The sequence below is a fragment of the Pseudoalteromonas lipolytica genome, assembly GCF_001306915.1.
GTDB lineage: Bacteria > Pseudomonadota > Gammaproteobacteria > Enterobacterales > Alteromonadaceae > Pseudoalteromonas > Pseudoalteromonas simplex.
Genome location: NZ_LJTC01000013.1, coordinates 1 through 24,011, shown reverse-complemented (window position 1 = coordinate 24,011; position 24,011 = coordinate 1). Strand labels below are relative to the sequence as shown.

General features: G+C 41.8%; 25 protein-coding genes, 3 rRNA genes and 1 riboswitch. Of the genes, 8 read left to right on the top strand and 20 right to left on the bottom strand.

Annotated features, from left to right (window positions below; genetic code table 11):
- Positions 1–144 precede the first annotated feature (144 nt).
- Positions 145–1,374: a diguanylate cyclase domain-containing protein gene (locus tag AOG27_RS17340; RefSeq protein ID WP_054554259.1), complete on the bottom strand. Its 1,230-nt coding sequence runs from the start codon at positions 1,372–1,374 to the stop codon at positions 145–147.
- 500 nt (positions 1,375–1,874) lie between these two features.
- On the opposite strand from AOG27_RS17340, the gene AOG27_RS17330 reads away from it, so the two are divergent.
- The 5 genes from AOG27_RS17330 (at position 1,875) to serA (ending at position 6,639) form a co-directional block, all read left to right on the top strand.
- Positions 1,875–3,392: a S10 family peptidase gene (locus AOG27_RS17330; protein ID WP_054554258.1), complete on the top strand. Its 1,518-nt coding sequence runs from the start codon at positions 1,875–1,877 to the stop codon at positions 3,390–3,392.
- Between the two features lie 118 nt (positions 3,393–3,510).
- Positions 3,511–4,077: a hypothetical protein gene (locus AOG27_RS17325; protein ID WP_054554257.1), complete on the top strand. Its 567-nt coding sequence runs from the start codon at positions 3,511–3,513 to the stop codon at positions 4,075–4,077.
- 13 nt (positions 4,078–4,090) lie between these two features.
- A complete protein-coding gene (locus AOG27_RS17320) occupies positions 4,091–4,687 on the top strand; it encodes a 5-formyltetrahydrofolate cyclo-ligase (protein WP_054554256.1) in 597 nt (198 codons plus the stop codon).
- Between the two features lie 54 nt (positions 4,688–4,741).
- On the top strand, positions 4,742–5,395 hold the full coding sequence (rpiA, locus tag AOG27_RS17315) for a ribose-5-phosphate isomerase RpiA (protein WP_054554255.1): 654 nt from the start codon (positions 4,742–4,744) through the stop codon (positions 5,393–5,395).
- Between the two features lie 14 nt (positions 5,396–5,409).
- Entirely contained in the window at positions 5,410–6,639 is a 1,230-nt protein-coding gene (gene serA / locus AOG27_RS17310; RefSeq protein ID WP_054554254.1) for a phosphoglycerate dehydrogenase, read from the top strand.
- A gap of 268 nt (positions 6,640–6,907) precedes the next feature.
- On the opposite strand, the gene AOG27_RS17305 is transcribed toward serA, so the two are convergent.
- A complete protein-coding gene (locus AOG27_RS17305) occupies positions 6,908–7,201 on the bottom strand; it encodes a HigA family addiction module antitoxin (protein ID WP_054554253.1) in 294 nt (97 codons plus the stop codon).
- On the bottom strand, positions 7,201–7,479 hold the full coding sequence (locus AOG27_RS17300) for a type II toxin-antitoxin system RelE/ParE family toxin (RefSeq protein WP_054554252.1): 279 nt from the start codon (positions 7,477–7,479) through the stop codon (positions 7,201–7,203). The genes AOG27_RS17305 and AOG27_RS17300 overlap by 1 nt, the downstream gene beginning before the upstream one ends.
- 312 nt (positions 7,480–7,791) lie before the next feature.
- Between AOG27_RS17300 and AOG27_RS17295 the strand changes: the two genes are divergently transcribed.
- Complete coding sequence (locus AOG27_RS17295; RefSeq protein ID WP_054554251.1) at positions 7,792–8,586, top strand: DUF3800 domain-containing protein; 795 nt, start codon at positions 7,792–7,794, stop codon at positions 8,584–8,586.
- 91 nt (positions 8,587–8,677) lie between these two features.
- On the opposite strand, the gene AOG27_RS17290 is transcribed toward AOG27_RS17295, so the two are convergent.
- On the bottom strand, positions 8,678–9,613 hold the full coding sequence (locus AOG27_RS17290) for a mechanosensitive ion channel family protein (RefSeq protein WP_054554250.1): 936 nt from the start codon (positions 9,611–9,613) through the stop codon (positions 8,678–8,680).
- A 117-nt stretch (positions 9,614–9,730) separates the two neighbouring features.
- Positions 9,731–10,510 (bottom strand): peroxide stress protein YaaA, encoded by a 780-nt coding sequence (gene yaaA / locus AOG27_RS17285; protein WP_054554249.1) that lies wholly within the window; start codon positions 10,508–10,510, stop codon positions 9,731–9,733.
- A gap of 222 nt (positions 10,511–10,732) precedes the next feature.
- Between yaaA and tal the strand changes: the two genes are divergently transcribed.
- Both tal and AOG27_RS17275 read left to right on the top strand, forming a co-directional pair.
- Positions 10,733–11,683 (top strand): transaldolase, encoded by a 951-nt coding sequence (gene tal, locus AOG27_RS17280; RefSeq protein ID WP_054554248.1) that lies wholly within the window; start codon positions 10,733–10,735, stop codon positions 11,681–11,683.
- Between the two features lie 186 nt (positions 11,684–11,869).
- Positions 11,870–12,058 carry a DUF3545 family protein gene (locus AOG27_RS17275; RefSeq protein ID WP_054554247.1) on the top strand — a complete coding sequence of 63 codons (189 nt, stop codon included), beginning with the start codon at positions 11,870–11,872 and terminating at the stop codon, positions 12,056–12,058.
- Here AOG27_RS17275 and ung read toward each other — a convergent pair whose 3' ends face one another.
- The 15 genes from ung to AOG27_RS17200 form a co-directional block, all read right to left on the bottom strand.
- Positions 12,059–12,751: a uracil-DNA glycosylase gene (gene ung / locus AOG27_RS17270; RefSeq protein ID WP_054554246.1), complete on the bottom strand. Its 693-nt coding sequence runs from the start codon at positions 12,749–12,751 to the stop codon at positions 12,059–12,061.
- Complete coding sequence (locus AOG27_RS17265) at positions 12,748–13,605, bottom strand: cobalamin-binding protein (protein WP_054554245.1); 858 nt, start codon at positions 13,603–13,605, stop codon at positions 12,748–12,750. The genes ung and AOG27_RS17265 overlap by 4 nt, the downstream gene beginning before the upstream one ends.
- Before the next feature lies 1 nt (position 13,606).
- Positions 13,607–14,206 carry a cob(I)yrinic acid a,c-diamide adenosyltransferase gene (cobO, locus tag AOG27_RS17260; protein WP_054554244.1) on the bottom strand — a complete coding sequence of 200 codons (600 nt, stop codon included), beginning with the start codon at positions 14,204–14,206 and terminating at the stop codon, positions 13,607–13,609.
- Between the two features lie 9 nt (positions 14,207–14,215).
- The gene (locus AOG27_RS17255; protein ID WP_054554243.1) at positions 14,216–15,700 is read right to left on the bottom strand and encodes a cobyric acid synthase; all 1,485 of its coding nucleotides are present in this window, start codon (positions 15,698–15,700) and stop codon (positions 14,216–14,218) included.
- A complete protein-coding gene (gene cobU, locus AOG27_RS17250) occupies positions 15,700–16,227 on the bottom strand; it encodes a bifunctional adenosylcobinamide kinase/adenosylcobinamide-phosphate guanylyltransferase (RefSeq protein ID WP_054554242.1) in 528 nt (175 codons plus the stop codon). Before cobU ends, AOG27_RS17255 begins: the two co-directional genes overlap by 1 nt.
- Positions 16,224–17,078: an adenosylcobinamide-GDP ribazoletransferase gene (locus AOG27_RS17245; protein WP_235372651.1), complete on the bottom strand. Its 855-nt coding sequence runs from the start codon at positions 17,076–17,078 to the stop codon at positions 16,224–16,226. The genes cobU and AOG27_RS17245 overlap by 4 nt, the downstream gene beginning before the upstream one ends.
- Positions 17,032–18,093: a nicotinate-nucleotide--dimethylbenzimidazole phosphoribosyltransferase gene (gene cobT, locus AOG27_RS17240; RefSeq protein WP_054554240.1), complete on the bottom strand. Its 1,062-nt coding sequence runs from the start codon at positions 18,091–18,093 to the stop codon at positions 17,032–17,034. Before cobT ends, AOG27_RS17245 begins: the two co-directional genes overlap by 47 nt.
- A 3-nt stretch (positions 18,094–18,096) precedes the next feature.
- Positions 18,097–19,086: a FecCD family ABC transporter permease gene (locus tag AOG27_RS17235; protein WP_152967167.1), complete on the bottom strand. Its 990-nt coding sequence runs from the start codon at positions 19,084–19,086 to the stop codon at positions 18,097–18,099.
- Positions 19,079–19,909 carry an ABC transporter ATP-binding protein gene (locus AOG27_RS17230; protein WP_054554238.1) on the bottom strand — a complete coding sequence of 277 codons (831 nt, stop codon included), beginning with the start codon at positions 19,907–19,909 and terminating at the stop codon, positions 19,079–19,081. The genes AOG27_RS17235 and AOG27_RS17230 overlap by 8 nt, the downstream gene beginning before the upstream one ends.
- A gap of 80 nt (positions 19,910–19,989) precedes the next feature.
- Positions 19,990–20,128, bottom strand: a riboswitch (cobalamin riboswitch).
- Positions 20,129–20,140: 12 nt separating this feature from the next.
- On the bottom strand, positions 20,141–20,758 hold the full coding sequence (locus tag AOG27_RS17225; RefSeq protein ID WP_054554237.1) for a histidine phosphatase family protein: 618 nt from the start codon (positions 20,756–20,758) through the stop codon (positions 20,141–20,143).
- Between the two features lie 84 nt (positions 20,759–20,842).
- A complete protein-coding gene (locus tag AOG27_RS17220; protein ID WP_054554236.1) occupies positions 20,843–21,271 on the bottom strand; it encodes an FKBP-type peptidyl-prolyl cis-trans isomerase in 429 nt (142 codons plus the stop codon).
- A 690-nt stretch (positions 21,272–21,961) separates the two neighbouring features.
- Positions 21,962–22,996: an IS110 family transposase gene (locus tag AOG27_RS17215; RefSeq protein ID WP_152967166.1), complete on the bottom strand. Its 1,035-nt coding sequence runs from the start codon at positions 22,994–22,996 to the stop codon at positions 21,962–21,964.
- Between the two features lie 290 nt (positions 22,997–23,286).
- Positions 23,287–23,401, bottom strand: a 5S ribosomal RNA gene (rrf, locus tag AOG27_RS17210).
- 155 nt (positions 23,402–23,556) lie between these two features.
- Positions 23,557–23,671, bottom strand: a 5S ribosomal RNA gene (rrf, locus tag AOG27_RS17205).
- A gap of 124 nt (positions 23,672–23,795) precedes the next feature.
- A 23S ribosomal RNA gene (locus tag AOG27_RS17200) occupies positions 23,796–24,011 on the bottom strand; the annotation flags it as partial.

Sequence of the window (24,011 nt, the reverse complement as noted above, 5' to 3'; positions counted from 1 at the left end):
CTTATACAATCCAACCTTTATGCCACTATTTTTTATTTAATCCTTTCAATAAGTTAAAAACAAAACTGCGTTTTTGAACAAAAAAAATGCACCCTAATGGTGCATTTTTTTAACAATTAACCTGCGCTGGTGCAATTAACACAACTATAGTTGAACTAAGCAATTTCGCGATTGCTGCTTGGCTTGATAAAGGGCTTTATCTGCGGTGCGCATTGCAGCTGTGAGGGATACTTTATGGAATTTTGTTATACCAATACTCATCGTTAGTGAGTAAGGTTCACCATTAATTGAAAAGGCGTGCTCAGCTAACTGTTCACGAAACGTATTTAGCTTAGGCTGAGCCTTTTCGAGATCCATATTGTTTAATACTACAGCGAACTCTTCACCACCAATACGAGCAACTGTAAAATCATCAAACTTCCTTTTCAAAAATGAAGCTACTTGCTTTAATGCCTGATCACCCGCCTCGTGACCAAACTGATCATTGATATTCTTAAAAAAGTCGATATCAAGCAGGGCAAGCACGTTATCTTGCTCTACATTTTTTAATACTCTTTCAGCATATTGATAAAAATAACGTCGATTATGCAAACCAGTTAGATGATCGCGGTATGCACTTTCTTTTATATCGGCTATTAATGACAACTGCTCCATAGTTTGCATCACACGGCAATGAAACTCTTCGTTCATAAATGGCTTAGTTAAAAAGTCATTAGCTCCATATTTTATGAACCGCGCAGATAAACCATGCTTACCCGCACCTGATAGGCCAATTATTGCTAGGTCATCGCGGCCACGAAAGTTACGTACCGCTTTAACAAGCTCAAAGCCGTCCATTGTTGGCATCGCATAATCCGTTAGCAATAACTTAATTTCTGGGTCGTCTTTAAGCATTTGTAGTGCTTGCTCACCATCTTGCGCATCACTTACTTTGAAAAGCTGCTTTTCAAGCATTTGCTTCATCAAAGTACGACTTAACACCGAATCATCAGCCACTAACGCTTTACAACCATGATTTCTAAGCAATTGCGCAACAAGTTTAATCGCGTAGTGATATGAATCACGGTTGTCTTTAACTACGTAATCAACCACGCCTAGTTCTAACATTTGCTGACGAATGTATTCATCAATTTTAGATGTTAGCACCACGGTAGGAATATCTTTTGAGAGGGTATATCTGGCCACTTCGCCGTTCATCGCATCAGGTAATGTTAAATCAACCAAAGCTAATGTGTAGTCATGCTTAGCGATATAGTTTACGCCCTCTTTTAAGGACCACGCAAAGTCAACAGCTACATCAAGGTAGTGAGCTGCTAAATGCCGTAACACTTGCTGTACTACTTTACTGTCTTCTACAACTAACACTCTTTGCATTGCAACTTCTCTTTCTTAAGCTCGTGTATATACCCAAACCACCTCAAGGTGCGAGTTTCAGTTGGAATTAAAAGCGATTTAGGCAAGGCATTGATTGCAAGTAATAGTGGTTCTATTGTTAAAATCAATAACGCAGTATAAATCGCTTTTAAACCAACCCGTTGGGCGTTACACAGGCACTTACTCTCATCGTTGTTACTTTTTAAAAGGGGATGCCATTGTTGCAAAGTAACGCCTTGATATTAAGCACCTGTGAAACGCTGAATTCTGCATCTTGAGGTGGTTTGGGTATACCATTTATAAACTTGCTCAATATACGCCATTTTTTAATCTAGCTAAATATTTAACCAAGCTATCTTTACTAAAAAGTGCACTTTTTTGTAACTCACCCTGCATTTCTTCTTTTATTTAACAGCTAATATTGGTGACTAGTCTCATTAGTTTGTCATCGAGTTGGCTTTACTTTTTAATAGCTGCAATTCGAATAATAAGGAATCAACATGAAACTTGTTAGTTTTATTGGCTTGTCAGTGACAGCATTAACACTGGCCTTCAGTACTCCAAGCTTTGCTGATAATGGACGTCGTATTGACGTTGACAGTAAAGTGGTGACAGAACACAAAGCCCGCATTAATGGTGAGCGCTTTTCATATACCGCAACCACAGGGACACAACCAGTTTGGAATGAGCAAGGCGATGCGGTTGCAACGCTACAATATACTTATTATACCCGCGACAAAGTAGACGATAGAACAAAACGCCCTTTAGTCTTTTCGTTCAATGGTGGCCCAGGTTCTGCGTCAGTATGGATGCACCTTGCCTATACTGGACCGCGTGTATTAAAAATTGATGACGAAGGCTACCCTGTTCAACCTTATGGCGTAAAAGATAATCCTTACTCAATTTTAGACGTGGCTGATATTGTTTATATCAACCCTGTTAACACCGGTTATTCACGTGTTCTTGAAAACGAAAAAGGTGAGCTACCAAGTAAATCAGATCAACAAAAAATGTTCTTTGGTGTTAACGCTGACATCAAATACTTAGCAGAGTGGCTAAATACCTTTGTTTCTCGCAACGAGCGCTGGCGCTCTCCTAAATTTTTAATTGGTGAGAGCTATGGTACGACTCGTGTATCTGGCCTTGCTCACGAATTACAAAATCGCCAATGGATGTACATCAACGGTGTTATTTTAGTATCACCAACTGAGATTGGTATTAAGCGCGAAGGCCCTGTAGAAGCTGCTAACCGCCTACCTTACTTTGCTGCAACCGCTTGGTACCACAAAGCACTTAGCGCAGACTTACAAGCAAAAGACTTAGACGAGTTACTCCCTGAAGTTGAACAGTTCACCGTGAATAAGTTCTTACCTGCAATTGCTAAAGGTGGTTTCTTACCTGCTGATGAAAAGCGTGCCATTATCAAGCAAGCGGCAAAATACGCAGGTTTATCTGAAAAGTTTGTTGAGCAAAATAACCTTGATATCCCAAATAACTTCTTCTGGAAAGAGCTATTGCGCGAGCGCGGCCAAACTGTAGGCCGTTTAGATTCTCGCTATTTAGGTATCGACAAACGTGATGCAGGTGAGTCACCTGATTACTGGGCTGAGCTTACTTCATGGTTACACTCATTCACGCCAGCGATTAACTATTACCTACGTGAAGAGCTTAACTACAAAACCGATATCAAATATAACCTATTTGGTAATGTTCACCCTTGGGATCGCTCAGGCAACAACACAGGTGAAAACTTACGTTTAGCAATGGCACAAAACCCATACTTAAACGTGATGATTCAATCTGGCTACTACGACGGTGCAACAAACTACTTTGATGCTAAATACACAATGTGGCAGTTAGATCCAAGCGGCAAAATGAAAGAGCGCTTAAGCTTTAAAGGCTATCGCAGTGGTCACATGATGTATTTACGCCATGCTGATCTTGAGTCATCAAATAACGACTTACGTGATTTCATCCTTAAATCACTACCAGCCGAAGGCAAAGCAGCAAAATACTAAACAGCGTATTTGCAAATCCATAATAGAAAAAGCCCGTTTTATACGGGCTTTTGTTTTTCCACTAATCTTTTTGGGTATATACTCAAGTCATTGATTTAAGGATTTGGATAATCAGCAAATGGCAGAAAAATTTCGCGTAATGTTTGCAGGGCTTGAAGCCGGTGTCGACCAAGCACAAGCAACAGAACAATTAGCTGCAAAACTAAAAACAACAACAGACAAAGTTGCAACCCTGTTTGAGCATAAGCCATTATTTGCACCAAGCGAGCAAGATAAAGCACTAAAACAAGCAAAATTACTCGCAAGTGTTGGCATTAAAGCCAAGCTCCAACCGATAAACCAAGCAGCCACCAGCAACCAATCAAGCAATACAGATGCACAGACCAAAGAGCGTGAAGAACGTATTTTTGATGCCCTCGATTACATCACCAGTAGCCTTATTCGCCTAGAAGAAAAACTTGATGACTTAGAGCAACGCTTACCTGAGCTTGAAAATAACAGCGTTGCTGATAGCGACGATAGCTGGCAAGAAGATGACTTGCTACTTGAAGACGAATTAACAGAGCCCGTTAAAAAACGCTCAAACACCCTACTCTATTCGCTTATTGCCATGGTCATAGTGTTATTGATCATTTTGGGTGTAGTGGAGCTTTTTCCTGAACTTTTCTCCTTTTTAGAAAGTTAACACTAATATTGACATGAGCAACACACGAGCAGAAATCAGACAATCTATTCGAAAAAAGCGCAATTCACTGACTGTTGAACAACAAAAAAATGCAGCCATTGCGCTAAAAGTGAATTTTACTCAACACTTAAAATCACTAAAAACACCTAAAAATGTCCATATCGGCATTTATTTTAGCAATGATGGCGAATTAGACACCTCATTGTTAATTAAAGAGTTATGGAAGCAAGAGCAGCATTTATATCTGCCTATAATTCACCCCTTTAATGGCACAACTTTATACTTTCAGAGGTATGAAGAAAATTCACCCATGACTGCAAACCGCTATGGTATCTTGGAGCCCAAGTTAAATTGCAGTCAAATATGTCCTTTAGATAAGCTTGATATTTTACTTATGCCATTAGTGGCATTTGATGATCAAGGTAACCGTTTAGGAATGGGCGGTGGGTTTTATGACAAAACGTTGGCTCGGTATTACCAAGAAAACTGGCAAAAACCGATTTTGATAGGCCTTGCCCATCAATGTCAGCATGTTTCAGCATTGCCAATTGAATCGTGGGATGTACCGTTAAAACACATTATAACCCCAGAGAAAATCTACCAATGGTAAGCAAACTGTTTGTATACTATAGGCCCTCTCTGACAGCTAACTGAGCACATAATTATGACGCAAGATGAATTAAAAAAAGCCGCTGCCTGGGCAGCCCTAGAGTTTGTAAATGAAAATACCATTGTTGGTGTAGGTACAGGCTCTACAGTGAATCACTTTATTGATGCACTTGATACAGTAAAAGACACCATTACTGGTGCGGTTTCAAGCTCTGAGGCTTCAACTGAAAAGTTAAAAGCACTGGGTATTGAAGTATTCGAACTAAACGATGTATCAAGCCTTGATGTGTATGTTGATGGCGCAGACGAAATCAACCCACACAATGAGATGATCAAAGGCGGTGGTGCAGCCCTGACACGCGAGAAAATCGTTTCAGCGGTAGCAAAACAATTTGTTTGTATTGTTGATGAATCTAAAGAAGTTACAACATTAGGCGCATTTCCACTACCGGTTGAAGTGATCCCTATGGCACGCAGCTATGTAGCGCGTGAACTAGTAAAACTAGGCGGTGACCCTGTTTACCGTGAAGGTGTTGTAACAGATAACGGTAACGTCATTTTAGACGTGCACAATTTAGATATCAGCAACGCCAAAGAATTAGAACTAACAATCAACCAGATTGTTGGTGTAGTAACAAACGGCTTATTTGCCCATCGCGGCGCAGATAAAGTCATTATCGGCACCAAAAACGGGCCGCAAATAAAGTAAATAGGAATGAGGATATGAGTAAGGTATCGTTAGCAAAAGACAAAATTAAAATTCTCTTGCTGGAAGGCGTGCACCAAAGTGCTGTAGAAACGCTTAAGCGTAATGGCTACAGTAATATTGATTACGTAAAAACATCCTTACCTGAAGACGAGCTCATTGAGCGCATTAAAGATGTGCACTTTGTAGGCCTTCGTTCTCGCACTCATATTAATGAAGCGGTATTAGAAGCAGCTGAAAAGCTAGTCGCAATCGGCTGCTTCTGTATCGGTACTAACCAAGTAGACCTGCAAGGTGCTCGTGAGCGTGGTATTGCGGTATTTAACGCACCATTCTCAAACACCCGCTCTGTTGCAGAATTAGTGCTTGGTGAAATCTTATTATTACTTCGTGGTATTCCAGAACGTAATGCCCTAGCGCACCGCGGAGGTTGGTTAAAATCAGCCAACGGCTCATTTGAAGCTCGTGGTAAAACCTTAGGTATTATTGGTTACGGCCACATTGGTACACAGCTAGGTATCATGGCTGAAAATATCGGCATGAACGTTGAGTTTTACGATATCGAAGACAAGCTAACACTGGGTAATGCAACACAAGTTCACAACCTAACTCAGTTACTACAACGTGCTGACGTTATTAGCTTACACGTACCAGAAACACCACAAACGAAGAACCTAATTGGTATGGCAGAGCTTGAAGTAATGAAGCAAGGCGCCATCTTGATCAATGCTTCTCGCGGCACTGTTGTTGATATTGACGCGCTAGCAGAATCACTTCGTGATAAAAAGCTGAGCGGCGCAGCAATCGACGTGTTCCCTGTAGAACCAAAATCAAATGATGAAGAGTTCGTATCACCGCTACGCGAGTTCGATAACGTGATTTTGACTCCGCATATTGGTGGTTCAACACAAGAAGCACAAGAAAATATCGGTATTGAAGTAGCGGGCAAACTTGCTAAGTACTCAGATAATGGTTCAACCATTACGGCGGTTAACTTCCCTGAAGTGTCACTGCCTGAACTTGCAAACCGCAGCCGCTTATTACACGTACACCACAACCGCCCAGGTGTTCTAACGCAAATTAACCAAGCGTTTGCACAGCACGGCATTAATATCGCAGCCCAGTACTTACAAACTGATGAATCAATTGGTTACGTAGTAATTGATGTAGATACAGACCAATCAGAAGTCGCTCTTAAAGAGCTAAGTGCTGTTGAAGGGACTATCAGAGCACGTATCCTTCACTAATCATTGGTATACCGAATAAATAAAAAAGCGCAACCAGTTAAACTGCTTGCGCTTTTTTTGTAGGACAAAACTTTAAGGTAGGTTGGTTTGAGCGCAGCGAAACCCAACACGGGAACCCAGCTTTAAACCGTAAATTTCAAGCTCTAAGCCATAAATAGCTTACCGTAGGCGTGAAATTTATTTTGCGCGATGTCTTATTTCTTATAAATAACACACAAGAAATTTCAGGTGAACAGCCAAAGTAGCAGCAAGCTTGTGATTATTCTCATTAAGCTACAGCAAAACTAATAGGGTGTACCTTGGTTAGGTTAACGTTTTGTTTAGCTTGCCAAAGATTGTAATTATCCTGCATCGATAGCCAACTTTCAGGGCTTCTACCCAAAGCCTTAGATAATCTTAATGCCATTTCAGGAGTAATAGAGCTCTGCCCCTTAAGGACTCTGTTAAGAGTTGAAGGTGAGACATCCAACTGTTTCGCGACAAATCTACAGCTGTAACCGAAAGGCTCCATATATACATCGGAAATAAATTCACCCGGATGCGGTGGATTATGCATAGTCATTAGTGATAATCCTCGTAGTTTAATATGTAGGCGTTACCATCTTTAAATTCAAATGTTACTCGCCAATTACCATTTACAGTTATTGACCAAACACCATCACGATTGCCTTTTAATGGATGCAACTTAAACCCAGGTAAATCGATATCTTCAATAATCGAAGCGGTATCTATAGCGGCTAGTTGCATTCTCAAACGGCGCTCGTGTTTGGCTTGAATCCCTGCTTTGCTTCCAGTCTCGAAGAACTTTTTCAAGCCTTTATGTTTGAATGTCTTGATCATTGCTAAAGTGTAGCGTGCTGCGCAACAGGTGTCTACTTTAATTATAATCCCCTCGCTTAGGGGAATAATCGTGGACTAAAACTTGAAGCGGAGCAAAAACCACCGCATTAATTAAAAGCTTTAAGCCGTAAATTTTAAGCGCTAAGTCAGATACGGCTCACCGTAGGCGTAAAATTCATTTCGCGCGAACATCAGCTACGAAGATAACTTTCCGGTAGTAATTCCTTAGTTAATTTGTTAAAAATGTTTTTATTATTCATTTGTACAATTTATAAACAACCAAATTATTGAGAGTCAAAAGGAATTTGAGTCATGGATGAAATATTTGCATTTGCCGATGAAAGTGGAACCTCAAAAGGATGTCCCTGCTACACGATAGGTATAATTGCCATTCCCAAGCACTACTTCGCTGAATTCAATCAAAAAATTTCTGACATTTACGATAAAAGTGGTCTACAAGGTGAAATAAAATGGGAAAAAGTTAGGAAAAGTGCTGGTCAGATAAATTTATGTATAGATATACTGAGATTCATATTAACCAGTCCTGTTTCATTTCATGCTATAGCAGTATATAAGCAACCATATAGAAAGTGGCATAGCAATGAGGAGACAGCTTTTTACACGACTTATGATTTCCTCATCCGTGAGAGTAGCCGTTCGAAAAATGCAAAAATAACTGTTTTTGCAGATCAAAAATCTAGCTCTTATTCAAAACAAAATGAAGTAATGCAGATAGTAACAAATCATATGTTAGCGAAGCTGCCAACATCTTCAAAAGTACATCATGTTGCAATGGAAGATTCTAAATATCACTGGGGCTTACAAACAGTAGACATATTAACTGGCGCAGTTAACAGTAGTTATCAATTGTTTTTTAATCCTTCGGCACAAATGCAGCTAGCTAAGAAAATAGCTATAAGTAAAATGGCAAGTATTCTAGGTTGGGATTCTCTTGCATACGATACAATGCCGAACAATGACTTTAATATTTGGCATTTCCCTCCGGAAACGAGAGCTATACCTGCAACAAAGCAAGTTATACCAAACTTTTCAATAGCTAATATAAGTAGAGAGGAGTTTGAGTATTATATGAGAAATAACAAATAACTTTACTTTAATTACTAATCACTTTCTTTGCGAATGAACTCCACCTCAAACACACTTCCCTGTGTAAATCACGCCGATGAGTCAGTAAATTTTACTTATCGGTTTGCGGTGCCTCAGCGTCTTTATCTTGCTGTTTTTCGCTTATCATGGCATTTAATTTCTCGCCGCCTTTGATGCCAAAATCTAACGTGCGGATTGGGAATGGGATGGTCATATCAGCTTCGCTTAGGGCGTTTCTAACTGCCACAACAGCCTTGTGACGAACGGTCATGAAATCTGCTTCGCCGGGGTATTTAATCCAAAACCAAACTAGTAAGTTAACGCTGCTATCGCCAAAGCTTTCGGCATAAACGGCGGTTTCTTCTTGTTTAATCACAAAATCAAACTCATTGATTTTTTTAACAATCACCTCAGCGGCTTGCTCGGGGTCATCGGCATACGAAATACCTACTGGTACCTCGATACGACGCACACCTAAGGTGCTGTAGTTACTGAGTATATTTCTAAATAGAATCTTGTTAGGCACTAAGATAAGTTGCCCATAAAAGTTCTCAATGAGGGTGTTTCTAAGGTTAATCGCCTTAACGGTACCAAACACGCTTTCGGTGCGAATCACATCACCCGTTTTGAATGGTTTGCGAATACCCATGGCAATACCCGCTATAAGGTTCTCTGTCATGTCCTGAAAGGCAAAACCAATAGCGAGGCCTACGATACCCGCACCAGCTAGTAATGAGGTGACCGTGCCTCTGAGGCCCAAGAAATCAAGGGCTACAAATAAGCCTACACATAATACGATGACTTTTACTATCGATGACATTAAGTCTGCTATTTGTGAAGACTCTAACGAACGGCGTAATAGCTTTCTAAGCATTGAACCAACGATACGTGCCAGCAGTGAAAACACGATAGTAATGATTACTGCAACAATAAAGTTAGGGATATGGCTTATGATGATATCAACCCAGCCACCGAGCTTTTCTTCTATAAGCTTTTCGGCTTCACCGACGGTTGGTATTTTTAACATGCGACTACCTGATACATTAAGAAACATAACTGCTGTTTTGCAAAATAAGCGCCAGTTTCATACAAGCACAAAAAAGCCGTGCTTAGCACGGCTGTTTTAATTCATTTTACTAAAAGTTTAGTTCTGCTCTTCCCGTAAGAAAACAGGCTCTAATTCTTTTGCCGTAGCATCGCTGCTAAAGTAATAACCTGCAACGGTGAAATCTTTTAAATCACTTAATTGGGTGATTTTATTTTCAATGATGTAACGTGCCATCATGCCGCGGGCTTTTTTCGCATAAAAGCTGATCACTTTATATTGGCCGTTTTTACAGTCTTTAAAATGTGGAGTGATGATTTGTGCATTTAATGCTTTTTTATCAACCGCTTTAAAATACTCATTCGAAGCAAGGTTTACCAAGTATTTGCTATCTTGCTCAACAAGCACTGTATTTAGCTTTTCGGCGATAACACTGCCCCAAAACTCATATAAGTTTTTACCGCGTGGGTTTTCTAACTTAGTACCCATTTCAAGGCGGTAAGCTTGCATTAAATCTAATGGTTTAAGCACACCATAAAGACCAGACAAAATACGTAAGTGCGACTGTGCGTAATCAAAATCAGCATCGCTTAGAGTTTGCGCATCTAAGCCACCGTATACATCACCATTAAAGGCTAGCACGGCTTGTTTTGCATTGTCTTGCGTAAATGGCTGTGACCACTCGGCGAAACGTGCCGCATTCAAACCAGCTAGTTTATCGCTGATTTTCATTAGGCTACCAATTTGCGCTGGTGTTAAATCACGGCAAACTGACATTAACTCTTCGCTGTGCTCGAGTAATTCAGGTTGAGTGAATTTATCGGTCGTGGCTGGTGTTTCGTAATCTAAATTTTTTGCAGGTGAAATAACAGTGATCATACTTAGCTATTGACTTGTAATTTGTTTGATGTCAATTTCAACATTAATTGAATCAAAATGCACGTTTTGTTTCGTCCTGCCTTTATCCGCTGTTCTTTTCATACATAATGTTCTAGTTTTCTGTATTAAGGACATTTGACCTATTAAACACTGTCATAGTGTTGCAGCATAAAGGCCGCTATAATGGATTTTCTTTTAACTTGCTTGGAATGAGGAAAGCAAATGACTTCAGCACTACAAAGGCTTAAACAGCATTCATCTATTGTTGCAGATACAGGTGATATTGAAGCTATCAAAAAGCACCAACCAGAAGATGCAACAACAAACCCATCTCTACTTTTAAAAGCCAGTGAAATTGAAGCGTATAAGCCTTATTTAGATAAAGCGTGGCAATATGCCAAAGAAACCGAGCAAGATGCAGCTAAACAACTTGAGTTAGCATGTGATTACTTTGCTGTATTAATTGGTAAAGAAATTAGCGAAATCGTACCGGGCTATATCTCTACAGAGGTAGACGCACGTTTATCATTTGATACCCAAGCGACTATCGACAAAGCACATACGTTACTGAGCCTTTACGAAAAAGAAGGCGTTAGCAAAGATAAAATCCTAATCAAAGTTGCATCAACTTGGGAAGGCATCAAAGCTGCAGAACAGCTTGAAAAAGAAGGCACTAAGTGTAACTTAACGCTGTTATTCTCTGAAGCACAAGCTCGCGCATGTGCCGATGCGAACGTATTTTTAATTTCACCATTCGTTGGCCGTATCTTAGACTGGCACGTTGCTAACGGCATGGAAAAACCAACAGATCCGCTAAACGATCCAGGTGTGCAATCTGTACGTAGCATTTACGAATTTTACAAACGCCACGATTACAAAACGGTTGTTATGGGCGCAAGCTTCCGTAACACAGGCGAGATCATCGCACTTACTGGCTGTGATAAGTTAACGATTAGCCCTGCTCTTTTAGAAGAGTTAGGCCAATTAACGGATGCACAAGAGTACCTACTAGAGAGCGACTTTACTGTTGAAGAAAAACCAGCACCACTAACTGAAGGCCAGTTCCGCTGGTTACATAACCAAGATGCTATGGCAACAGAAAAACTTGCTGAGGGTATTCGTTCTTTTGCTCAAGCACAGCTTGAATTAGAAGCACGCTTTAAAGCAATGTAATTTAGATTACAGTATTTTTTAAAACGCCACCGCTAGGTGGCGTTTTTGTTTCTAAAAAACCACCTTCTTTGATCTATTCATCTATCAATCACAGTTCTGTAACAGTATTGTCACTTTTTTATTCTATTTTTGAGCAGCCTGTGGTATAGGTATTTCCGAGGTTCAAAAAATCAATAGGAGAAGTTCATGGATAGCCTAGACGATATTTTAGAAATATTAGAAGGTCCTAGTACAACAAAAAAGACCTCTACAAAAAATAAAAAGAGAAAATGGCGCGAAATCGAAGCGTTGAAAGACAAGCATAGACTTCGCAAAGAACTACAGGAGTTAGACTATTTCACAGACAGCGTTGAGCTTGATGAATTAGACTTTTAATTAAAGGCCCGCAAGGGCCTTTTGCATTTGCGGCAAAGACCAATTTACTGGTGCTTTATTTTGATCAGTAAGCAGCTGGTTTGTCTTTGAAAAATGCTGACAACCAAAAAAGCCACGATGTGCAGAAAGCGGTGATGGATGCGGGCCTTGGATCACATGATGACGCGAGGTATCAATGTGTTTACCTTTTTTCTGAGCATGTGCGCCCCATAACACAAACACCACACCGTCACAGTGCTGATTGATAAGCGCAATTACTGCATCAGTAAACTTTTCCCAGCCAAGATGCTTATGAGAATGAGCTTGCCCTTGCTCAACCGTTAATACTGTGTTGAGTAAGAACACGCCTTGTTCGGCCCAGCTTTGCAAATAGCCATGATGAGGTATCTCAAAACCTTCTATATCAGTAGCCAACTCTTTGTACATATTTTTCAAAGACGGGGGCAGCTTTTTAACTTCTGGTAATACCGAAAAGCACAAGCCATGGGCTTGCCCTTCTCCGTGGTAAGGATCTTGCCCTAAAATAACCACCTTAACTTCATTCAAAGGGGTAGCATCAAAAGCTGAGAATACCTGTTCGTCTTTGGGATAAACGGTAACGCCTGCTGCGCGTCTATCGGCCACATATTGTAAGGTTTCTTGCATGTAGGGCTTAGCAAGCTCAGTATCTAGAAATGTTTGCCAATCGTTCATTTTGAAGCCTGTATTTGCTGACGAGAAACGTCTATTTTACCACACATGTCGGTCAAACCATCAAGCATACGGATTGTAAAACGGTGCAATAAGTCTGCGTTTACACTAATAAACTGGTTATGTTGCACTGCTGGCAATTCAGGCCATTGTCGCCAATCAATTTTAGGCTGAGGCTTTTTTGATTTTTCATCTGGAATAATCACGACCTCTGGATTGGCAACCAATACATTTTCAATACTAATGCGCGGGTAGTCTGTATCACTATTAGCAAACACATTATCCGCATGACAAATAGTTAATAGCTGATTGATCCAAGTATTTCCGCCAACTGTCATCATTGGCTCAGGCCATAATTGATAAAACACCGACACTTTCGGTTTGCCTTCTTGCGCTCTGCGAATAGCATTGAGTTTAGTTTCAAACTGTTTGGCTACTTTATTTGCCTTGGTTTGCAAATGCGTAAGCGTGCCTAGTTTACGTAGTTCATCTGCCACATTATCAACCTGATTTGGATTGCTGTACGCTACCGGAATACCTAACTTTTCAATGTAAGCGAGATCTTCGGCTTTGTTACCCGTTTTCCAAGCCAGAACTAGGTCTGGTTTTAACGACAACAGTTTTTCCATGTTAATCCCGTAATAGCCACCTACCCGTTCGATATCATTCGCTTGCTGAGGAAAGTCTGCATAGTCAACAGTACCCACAATGCGCTCTCCAGCACCAATCGCAAACAGGTTTTCAACGATATGTGGGGCTAAGGCAACAATACGTTGAGGCTCTTTTATTTCATTAGCCTGAGCCAATGTTGGTAAATAAAATAAAACACTTACGAGTGCAAACTTGATGGTTCTCATGTTAATAATCGAACCCTTTTTGTGCTTTTATTCCTGCATCAAAAGCGTGTTTTACGTTTCTGACTTCACTGACTGTATCAGCTAAGTCGGTTAGTTTTCGGTGCGCACCACGACCTGTAATAATCACCGATTGCATAGCAGGGCGAGAGCTAACTGCCTCCAGCACGTCGTCTAAATCAATATAGCCGTAGGTGATCATATAGGTTATTTCATCTAGCATAACGAGGTTAATTGACTCATCCTTCAGCATTCTTTTTGCTTCTTGCCATGTCACTTGCGCAGCAACGGTATCTGACTCTTTGTTTTGTGTTTCCCAAGTAAAACCGGTGTTCATAATAACAAATTCAACCCCCGCTTTTTCGAGTAGGTTACGCTCACCACACTCCCATGTGCCTTTAATAAACTGACATACAGCTGCTTTCATTCCGTGACCTACCGCACGTGCAACAGTACCAAACCCAGAAGTCGATTTCCCTTTACCGTTGCCAGTTATAACCTGAAAAATACCCTGCTCTTTTTGTGCAGCAGCAATCCGTTCGTCGACTTTTTGTTTTACTTTTTGCTGGCGTTGTTGGTGCTTATCTTGATTCTGTTCGCTCATTGTTGTTCCTTATGTCTCTAAATTGAAGTTCTCATAAATATTGATGATTTGTTCAATATCGAGATTCTCTGCTACTACACTAGCTAAACGGTTTAACTGCTGTTCACGGTTTAAGTTAATATCAATCGGCTTAATTTGGCTATTTGGTGCAAGCCAAGTTATTAGCTCAGATACGCCTTCAGGGGTATCGAACAAGCCATGTAAGTAAGTACCTGCTACTTGGTTATCATCACTAATAAAACCATCTACTTTGAATCCACTTGGGTGTTCATTAAAACTCAAAAATGGCTTATCAAGTGCCGGCCCTTGACTAATCCCGGCGTGAATTTCATAACCTGAAATTGCTTTATCGCGATTGTTTAAATGAAGAATGCCAGAGACTTGGCTTAGTACTTTTTGTTGCCCTAATTGCGTTTCAAAGTCAGCAAGTCCGAGTCCTTCAGCGCTGCCTAAATTAGACTCCACTGCATGTGGATCAGCAAGGTAGTTGCCTAGCATCTGCAGCCCACCACATACTCCCAGCACTTTACCGCCATAGCGTAAATGACGTGTTATTTGTTTATGCCAACCTTCATTTTTTAAAAACGCTAAATCGCTCAGTACATTTTTACTGCCCGGAATAATAATCAGATCAACACTTGGAATAGCCTGGGTATGACGTACATACTGTAAATCAATTTCTGGTTGTAATCGCAGTGCATCGAAGTCTGTGTGATTACTAATATGAGGAAGTAGCAACACGGCTATGCGTAATTGCGGTTTATCTACCTGATTAGTTATAGCAACGGCATCTTCTGCATCGAGTGCTAAGTCATGTAAATAAGGTAACACCCCAAGCACTGGCTTATTGGTGTATTGCTCTAACCAATCAAGGCCTCCTTGCAATAACGCAATATCACCACGAAAACGGTTAATCACAAAGCCTTTAACGCGCGCTTGCTCCGACTCAGACAACAAGGCTAACGTTCCGACTAAATGAGCAAACACGCCGCCTTTATCGATATCGGCAATGATGATCACCGGGCAATCAACCGCCTCAGCGTAACCCATATTAGCAATGTCGTTTTCACGCAGGTTAATTTCTGCTGGGCTCCCTGCACCTTCAACAACCAGTAATTCAAAACGTTCACTTAAACGCTGCTGCGAAGTAAGAACTGCATCCATCGCCACTTTTTTGTAGTCGTGATAACTGCCCGCTTCCATATTCGACAGCGCTTTACCATGAACGATTACCTGCGCCCCGGTATCGCTGTTAGGTTTTAATAAGATAGGGTTAAAATCGACTTCTGCGGGGACTTTTGCCGCTACTGCTTGCAAAGCTTGTGCGCGACCTATTTCGCCACCACCTTCGGTTACGGCGCTATTTAACGCCATATTTTGTGGCTTAAAAGGCGCAACCTTAATGCCTCGATTAGCAAAGATCCGGCAAAGTGCTGCTACAAGAGTACTTTTACCTGCATCTGAGGTCGTGCCTTGCACCATTAATGTTTTCATCATTGTTCTCTTTTTAAGGTTTGTGCAAGACCTGCAATCACAAACTCAACACGTGCAACTTGCTGTGCTAAGGCTTGATGTAACCAACCTGAATGATCAACAAACTGACGGCTTAATTCACCGAGCGGCACAATACCATGACCCACTTCATTGCTGACAAAAATCACCTCACCCGGCAATTGCGATAGCACATCGAGTAAGGCCGCTTTTTGCTCAAGCCAAAATGCTTCACCCTGCTGGCATAAGCAATTACTCAACCATAGGGTTAAACAGTCCACTAAAATACAGTTTTCAGCATGGCTATATTGTTGTAGTGCTTTAGCCAAATACAAAGGCTCTTCGACAAGCTGCCAATGCTTAGCGCGCTCTGCTTGATGCCTATTAATTCGGGCTGTCATTTCTTCATCACCCGCATTGGCTGTGGCAATATAGATAAGCGGCTTGTTTGAATCTGTTGCCAGCTGCTCAGCAAAACGGCTTTTACCGCTGCGAGCACCGCCTAAAATTAAAGTATGTTGTTGGCTCATAATAAACTCACCAAGCAAAGGTAAGTAACAAGCTCAGATACTTGCTGGGCTGCCCCTAAGCAATCGCCGGTGTAGCCAGATAACTGTTTTTCAAACCAGCGCTTTAATAGTAAGCGAGTAACACAAAGCACACTGATGAGTATTAATAATTGCCCTAGAGTGAAGCCAAAAAACAACCATGCAATTGCTAACACCGCACCGCCAGTTGCTAGCAGTATTTGATAACTCTGCGTGCTTAAATGCATCGCAATGGGTTTTACTTTAGATGTGGCGTCCTGACTTACATAGTCCATGTCTGCAATTAAACTTGTTGCTACAACCCGACTTAAGCTTTGCCCTAAAACAAGTGCAATAATCACAGTACTGGTTACTTCACTAAGTGCGACGAGTGTTTGGTACTTAATTAATAAGGCCATCACAAGCGCCGCAGCACCATAGGTACCTAAGCGACTATCTTTCATAATGCTCAGCTTATCTGCAACGTGCCAACCACCACCAAAGCCATCCCAGACATCTGCAAGGCCATCTTCATGAAATGCCCCTGTAATTATCAAGCTAAACGCCATAACTAAGGCAACTGCAATGGCTGCAGGGAATAACCAACTTAGCAGCAAAAAGCTCAGCGCTAAAAGTACACCTAATATCACACCGACCAATGCAAAATAGCGGCTGGCCTGATTGAGTGCCTGACTCGATACTGCAAAGTTTAACTTAACGGGTATACGCGTTAAAAAACTAAGTGCCAGTAAAAATAGTTGAAGCTGGCTTGGGGTAGAGTCAGAAGTGTGTTGTTCAGCGCTCATATCAGACAACTTGCTCAACATTGGCATCGGCAAAACTTGCCATGTCATTGTAAAACGCCAAAGATGCTTGCAGTAAAGGTAAGGCAAGCGCAGCCCCGGTGCCCTCTCCTAATCTTAAATCAAGCTGCAATAAAGGTGTTGCGTGCAAGGCATTGAGCATTGCTTTGTGCCCTTGCTCATCAGAAGCATGAGCAAATAACATATAATCGCGAGCGTTTGCATTAATGCGAGTTGCAACAAGCGCCGCTGCAGTACAAATAAAGCCATCCACGATCACCGCCATACCAAGTTCCGCAGCAGCTAAAATGGCACCGGTGATCTGAACAATTTCAAAACCACCTAATGCAGCGAGTGTCATTAGTGGGTCATCAAAATGAGCTTGGTGTAATTGAAGTGCTTGCTCAACAACTTTAATTTTTTTAGCTATAACCTCGTCGCTCACACCTGTGCCTTTACCAACACATTGGCTGGCAGGTAAAGACAAAATGGCAGCCATTAATGCCGCAGCACTTGTGGTATTGCCAATACCCATCTCACCAAAGGCGATGGTATTACAACCTTGCTCATAGAGTGAATGAACTCGCTGTTTGGCTAATGCAAACCCTTTTTCGACCTGGCTAAGTGACATGGCCATTTCAGTATTCAGTGGTGCAGTGATTTCACCTAAACGCTGGTTATGCACTCTTTTATCGTGTGAAGTATTGAGAGTTCCTGCATCCACAACTTCCAGCTGCCAGCCAAGCTGGCGACAAAATACATTAATCGCTGCGCCTCCTGCTGCAAAGTTTGCCACCATTTGTGATGTAACGCTGCTAGGAGCAATTGACACGCCTTGGCTTGCCACACCATGATCGCCTGCAAATACAACTAGAGAAGGGTTTGAAATAACCGGTTTAAAGGCAACTAGCGCCTGCTCACTATCAAGCTGCTTTGAAAAAATAAGCGTTAATTGTTTGGCACAACTTTCAAGCTGACCTAAAGCGCCTAGCGGCTTTGTTTTAAGGTCTATTTTTTGTTGAATTACAGCTGAAAATTGCTGATCAATAGGCATGATATTAAACATTAGCTACCTGCTCTGTTTACGAAAATAAAGTAAGAATAAAAAGAACACACTACCGATAGCGGCTGTGATCACACCAACAGGTAGTTCTTGGTTATTCAATAGGGTTCGGCATAACACATCGACCCACACCATAAAAATGCCACCGACCAAGGATGTCATAACTAAGTTATGGCTGCTGCCTTGCGGCGAAAAGTAGCGCACAATATGTGGGATCATCAGGCCGACAAAACCAACGCCACCACACATAGCAACAAGCACCGCTGTTATTAATGAACTTAGCAGTAGCATCATGATCCGAAAGCGTTGTACATGAATCCCCAAAGTCGCTGCACTTTCATCACCAAGCAGCATCGCATTTAGCTGACGACGAAATGCAATCATCAAAGTCATACAGGCAATAATAACGGCAAACGGCAGCCAAAGAGTGTCCCACTGAGCACGAGAAAAACTGCCCATCGTCCAAAACAAGATAGCGGTGATGGCTTGTGGATCGCTAAAATAAAGCAGCAGACTAGTCAGAGCACTAAATAAGAAAGATAAAGCAACACCAGCGAGTAACATGGCTTCAACTTGGCCAACATGGCGACGCCCTGCAATAGCAATAAGCAACAGCATAGAAAGTAAGCTTCCGGCAAATGCTGCAACTGACATACTAAAGCCAAAACTCACACCGGTTAGGGCTATAAAGCACACCACACCAAATGAAGCCCCAGAAGAAATACCAAACAAGTAAGGGTCAGCAAGCGGGTTTCGGGTTACGGTCTGCAAAATTAATCCTGCAAGAGCCAGCCCAGAACCTGCTAAAAATGCCAGCATTGTTCTGGGCATACGTAACTGCCAAATAATACGCTGCACAAATTCATCGCTACCTTGGCTAAACAAACCATTAAAAACATCACTCAGTGGCGTATTTGCAGCACCAAAGCTCAATGCTAAAAAACAACTAATAAGCCCTACGACAACACAGATACTTAAACGCATTGCATCAGTCATGTTGATGCTCCTGTGTCTGATAGCCATAAAAATAAGTGATGTGCGGAATAAACTTATCAATACTTGATTGCGGGTGAGCAGATACCGCTGCGCAGACACCAAATACATCACTCAACAGCTGCTCAGTAAGTACCGCTTTTGGTTGCCCCTGACAAACCAAGCACCCCTCATCAATCACGATGAGTTCATCACACAAACTTGCTGCGAGATTTAAGTCATGAAACGAGGCAAGCACAGTCACATCAAGGGACTTTGCTAACTCCATTATTTGAATTTGGTATTTAACATCAAGGTGGCTGGTAGGCTCATCCATGATGAGCAACTTAGGTTGTTGTACGATAGAGCGTGCAATGAGCGCTCTTTGCTTTTCGCCACCAGAGAGCGAATCAAATGCTTGTTCACTGTGATGAGATAAACCAACCTGCTCTATAGCTTGATATATTCGCTGCTTATCATTGGCAGACGTGCCGCTGAAAAGTCGCTTATGAGGTGTTAAGCCTAAACTCACTACATCGAACAAAGACAAATTAAACTGCGATGGAGACTCTTGTAAAACCACTGCAACCTGCTTTGCATATTCATCAGCACTGATTTGCCAAATATCTTGACCGCTTAGCAGCACAACCCCTTGCTGAGGTTTCAAGTAACGATAAAGGCAACGCAGCAAGCTTGATTTACCCGCACCATTAGGGCCGAGTAGACCGATAAACTGCCCTGCTTTTAACTCAAGGTTAATTGATTTAAGTATAGTTTTATTCGCAGTACCCCAACTTAAATCAGACACTGATATTAATGGCGCAGCGCTAAGGCTATTTTGTTGCAAGCTTATTCTCTCTTGACGAGCAATCGCAACGCACAAGAAAGCACTGGTAAGTACCAGAAAATGACGTGAGTTGACCCGCTCGATGATTAATTGTTAGTGCTAAGTATCTGGCTGACCATTATTTAGATGGATTACAGTTGCGGGAACAGCTGGAGAATTTCACTCCATTCCATAGCATATGAGTATTATGGCGGGCTAAGTAAATAATTCAATGAATATCGCTCTAGATGGCTAAAAAACAATTTTAGGCCAAGCTTCTCCTTGTTCATCTATATATACATCAAGTGTAATAAGCCCTGCATAAGGAAGATGAAAAACATTTAAATGCGTGGCTGATTGTTTTGGCATCTGACAAACAATAGCGAGAATTTGTTTGATCACTCCAGCATGACTAATTACCAATGACTGTTCATGCTTAGATTCACATAGTGATTGTAAAAATGTTTGCCACCATGCCTCTACCCGGGCGTAAAAGTCTGCCATAGATTCACCATTTGGTACTTTTACTTGCCATGGGTGCTGCCAAAAATCACCAATATGAGGCTTACTTGTTTGCTGCCAAAGCTGTTGGTAATCTTGGCCATCCCAATCACCAAAATTAAACTCTTTCAGCGCGTTATAATACTGTACATGCAGTGAGTGCTGATTTGCTAAATAATCAGCGTGGACTGAGCAACGCTTTAGTGGTGAGCTATATATGGCATTTAAATTTATGAGCTCAGCAGAGGCTTGGCGCATTTGCTTATGACCAAGCTCTGATAAATCGACATCGATTTGCCCAGAAAGAATTCCAGGCGTAGCTATTTCGCCATGGCGAAGAAAGTAAACTCGTGAAGTAAATGCGTCCATAATGTTCCTCAGTAAACCATTAGTGAACGTTAACGCGTTTTAAATACTCTGTCGACTTATGCTAAGGCTGTTATGCTCAGAGAGTTAAGCTAAACGCATTAAACGAACATCAAAATGCAGCACTGCATTTGCGCCAATTTTGCCACCGTTACCTTTTTTACCCCAAGCAAGCTCTGGGGGGATCACAAATTCATAACGAGAGCCGATATTCATTAATAACAAACCTTCTCTTAACCCTTCTATAGCTTCGGATAATGCGAACACCTCAGGCATAACCGCTTTATAACTGTCGGCAATCACATTACCATCAGCAAGCATAATACGTTGGTTAATAACCACAGTATCGAACTCTGTTACTCGATCACCTTCAACTTCATCAATCACTTTATACATTAAACCCGACGGGCATAGATGTGTATCTGGATGCGATGAGAACTTAGCAATAAATGCTTCACTATTTTTACGATTTAAACCTGAAGAGCCTTTTGACTTGGTCTTTTTCTTACGAGACACAATAAACCTTAATTGTATTACAAATATAAAACGCTTTATCGCATAACAAGGTAAGGGAAGCAAGTTTGCGAGAGTAAAGTTGCAAGTTAGAAGGGGAAAGTTTGAGGATCTGGCGTAGGTTGGGTAGAGCACAGCGAAACCCAACACAGAGCTATCAGCTTTCAGCCGTCAGCGTTCAGCCGCGCGGTGTGGGTGTTTGGGGCAGAGTCTCCCTCTGCCGGAGGTTCTAGGTTCTAGGTTCTAGGTTCTAGGTTCTAGGTTCTAGGTTCTAGGTTCTAGGTTCTAGGCTCTAGGCTCTAGGCTCTAGGCTCTAGGCTCTAGGCTCTAGGCTCTAGGCTCTAGGCTCTAGGCTCTAGGCTCTAGGCTCTAGGCTCTAGGCTCTAGGTAAAGTGTACTTGTAGGAATGGCTTTAGCCATGAATGTTTTGCTTTATTAATTCGGCACTGAAGTGCCTTATATGGACTCCTCCTATTGCACAATACCCTTCGTTAATTTTGTCAGACTGCGTGCTTATATGCGGGCTCATAATGAGGAGCTACCTCGGCCCTTTGATGTATTCGCGCCCTTGTGCCTCTTCTCCTACTCGGTGTTTTAACACGCCAGGCACTTTACAGGCTATCAAGGGTGGGTCTAACCGCTTAACGCAGGTTCTTGGTCAATACTGTTGTTTCTGTTATTGAAGGCTAAATATTAATTGGCTAGTAAACTGGGTTCATAACTCGTGCCCTTTTTAAGCATGGCATACGCTGTCCTAACTGTTTTATTTGCTAATGCAATGGCGGCACACTTCACACCTCGTCTTTCAACTAATGCTTTGAGCCATTGTTCTTTTTTCGTTTTTGGCTCTCGATGCTTTAGCTGACTGATGACCGCTCTGGCTCCCAGAAACAAGTGGCTGCGTAATGTTATCTCGCCACGGTATTTGGCTATATGACCTATTCGCACTTTTCCACCACTTGAGTGTTGGCGAGGGGTGACACCAACATTGGCTGCCGCATTGCGTCCGCTCGTAAAATGGGTTGTGTCACTTAAGCTTATTAATAAACCAACCGCTGTGATAGGCCCGACACCCTCAAGTTCCAGTAAGCGTTCACATTGCTCATCTTGTTTTACCAAACCTGTCAGTAACTCATTTAATGTTTCTTTTAATGTTGATTGCGCTTTAAATAATTCATAGCACTGAGCTAGACACTGCCTTAAACCAGCGGTTAACCCATTATCGCTATCTTCTAAAATCTCAGGAATAGCTTGCCTAAACGCGCATTCTGATTGCTTGATTACAATCCCAAATTCAAGTAATAAGCCTCTGATTTGATTAGCCAGCTGTCGTTTCTGCTTTTCAGCTAAGGCGCGCATTCGCTCTATTGACTGTAAGCTTTGCTGTGCTTGTGTCAGTGATTTACACGGGCGAACATTAGGCGAGAAAGAAGCGGCAGCTATTGCAATTACATCATTTGCATCCGTTTTCTGGCCAACTCTGAATGCTTTGACAAATCGAGGGTCTAGAATCACGACTTCATGACCAACACTACGCGCTTTGCATGCCCAATAATGAGCACCGCCACACGATTCCATAACAACTTTACAACGAGGAGAGGTGGTGAGTATCGACAGTAGCTCTTTCCTGCTCACCGCTTTATTACTTTGTAGGTTTTGATGAAGAAACTTAGCGACTTGAAAAACATTTTTTGCCAAGTCGATACTAATTAGGTTAAATTTTGACATGTATGGATTCCTTATTGGTAAAAGTAATTGTCCAATCTCTTTATACCGTACTCACCCTGTTTGGGGGAGGAGTCCATACATCTCCTACGGGGATGTTGCTGAGGGAGTCTCTGTACTAAACAACCTAACAGTTCAACTTTACCCTTGCTAACTTGCAACTCGCTAACTCTGACATCTAATCTCTAACCTCTGATATCTCTGTGTTTCAGCTGACGTCTGACGGCTGAAAGCTGACAGCTCCCAGACGCAAAAAAGCCCGACTCTTTCGAATCGGGCTTTCTTTAATAGGATCCTGGCGATGACCTACTTTCACATGGCAAATGCCACACTATCATCGGCGCTGTTTCGTTTCACTACTGAGTTCGGCATGGGGTCAGGTGGGTCCAAAACGCTATTGTCACCAAGAAAATTCTTTTCAATTTTCTTATTATTTTATTTATAGTCTTTCGACTTTATTTAAAGTCTTGCGACTGAATTTGGAGCCTGGATATGACCAAGTGCCCACAGCGGTAGAGAGACACATAGCAGCTGCTAAGAGAAACCTAACACTTTAATTTGGAGCCTGGCGATGACCTACTTTCACATAGCAGCTGCTACACTATCATCGGCGCTGTTTCGTTTCACTACTGAGTTCGGCATGGGGTCAGGTGGGTCCAAAACGCTATTGTCACCAAGCAAATTTGGTTCGTTAATCGCCTTGGCAATTAACTAAAATCTGGAATTCTGATATCGAGTAAATGTCTACTTTAGTAACTTAACTTCTGTTCGTTACGCTGTCATAAAACGCGTTTGGCGTTGTATGGTTAAGCCTCACGGGTAATTAGTACAGGTTAGCTTAATGGCTCACACCACTTCCACATCCTGCCTATCAACGTTGTAGTCTTCAACGGCCCTTCAGAGACTTTAAAAGTCTAGTGAGAACTCATCTCGAGGCCTGCTTCGCGCTTAGATGCTTTCAGCGCTTATCAGTTCCGAACGTAGCTACCGGGCAGTGCCATTGGCATGACAACCCGAA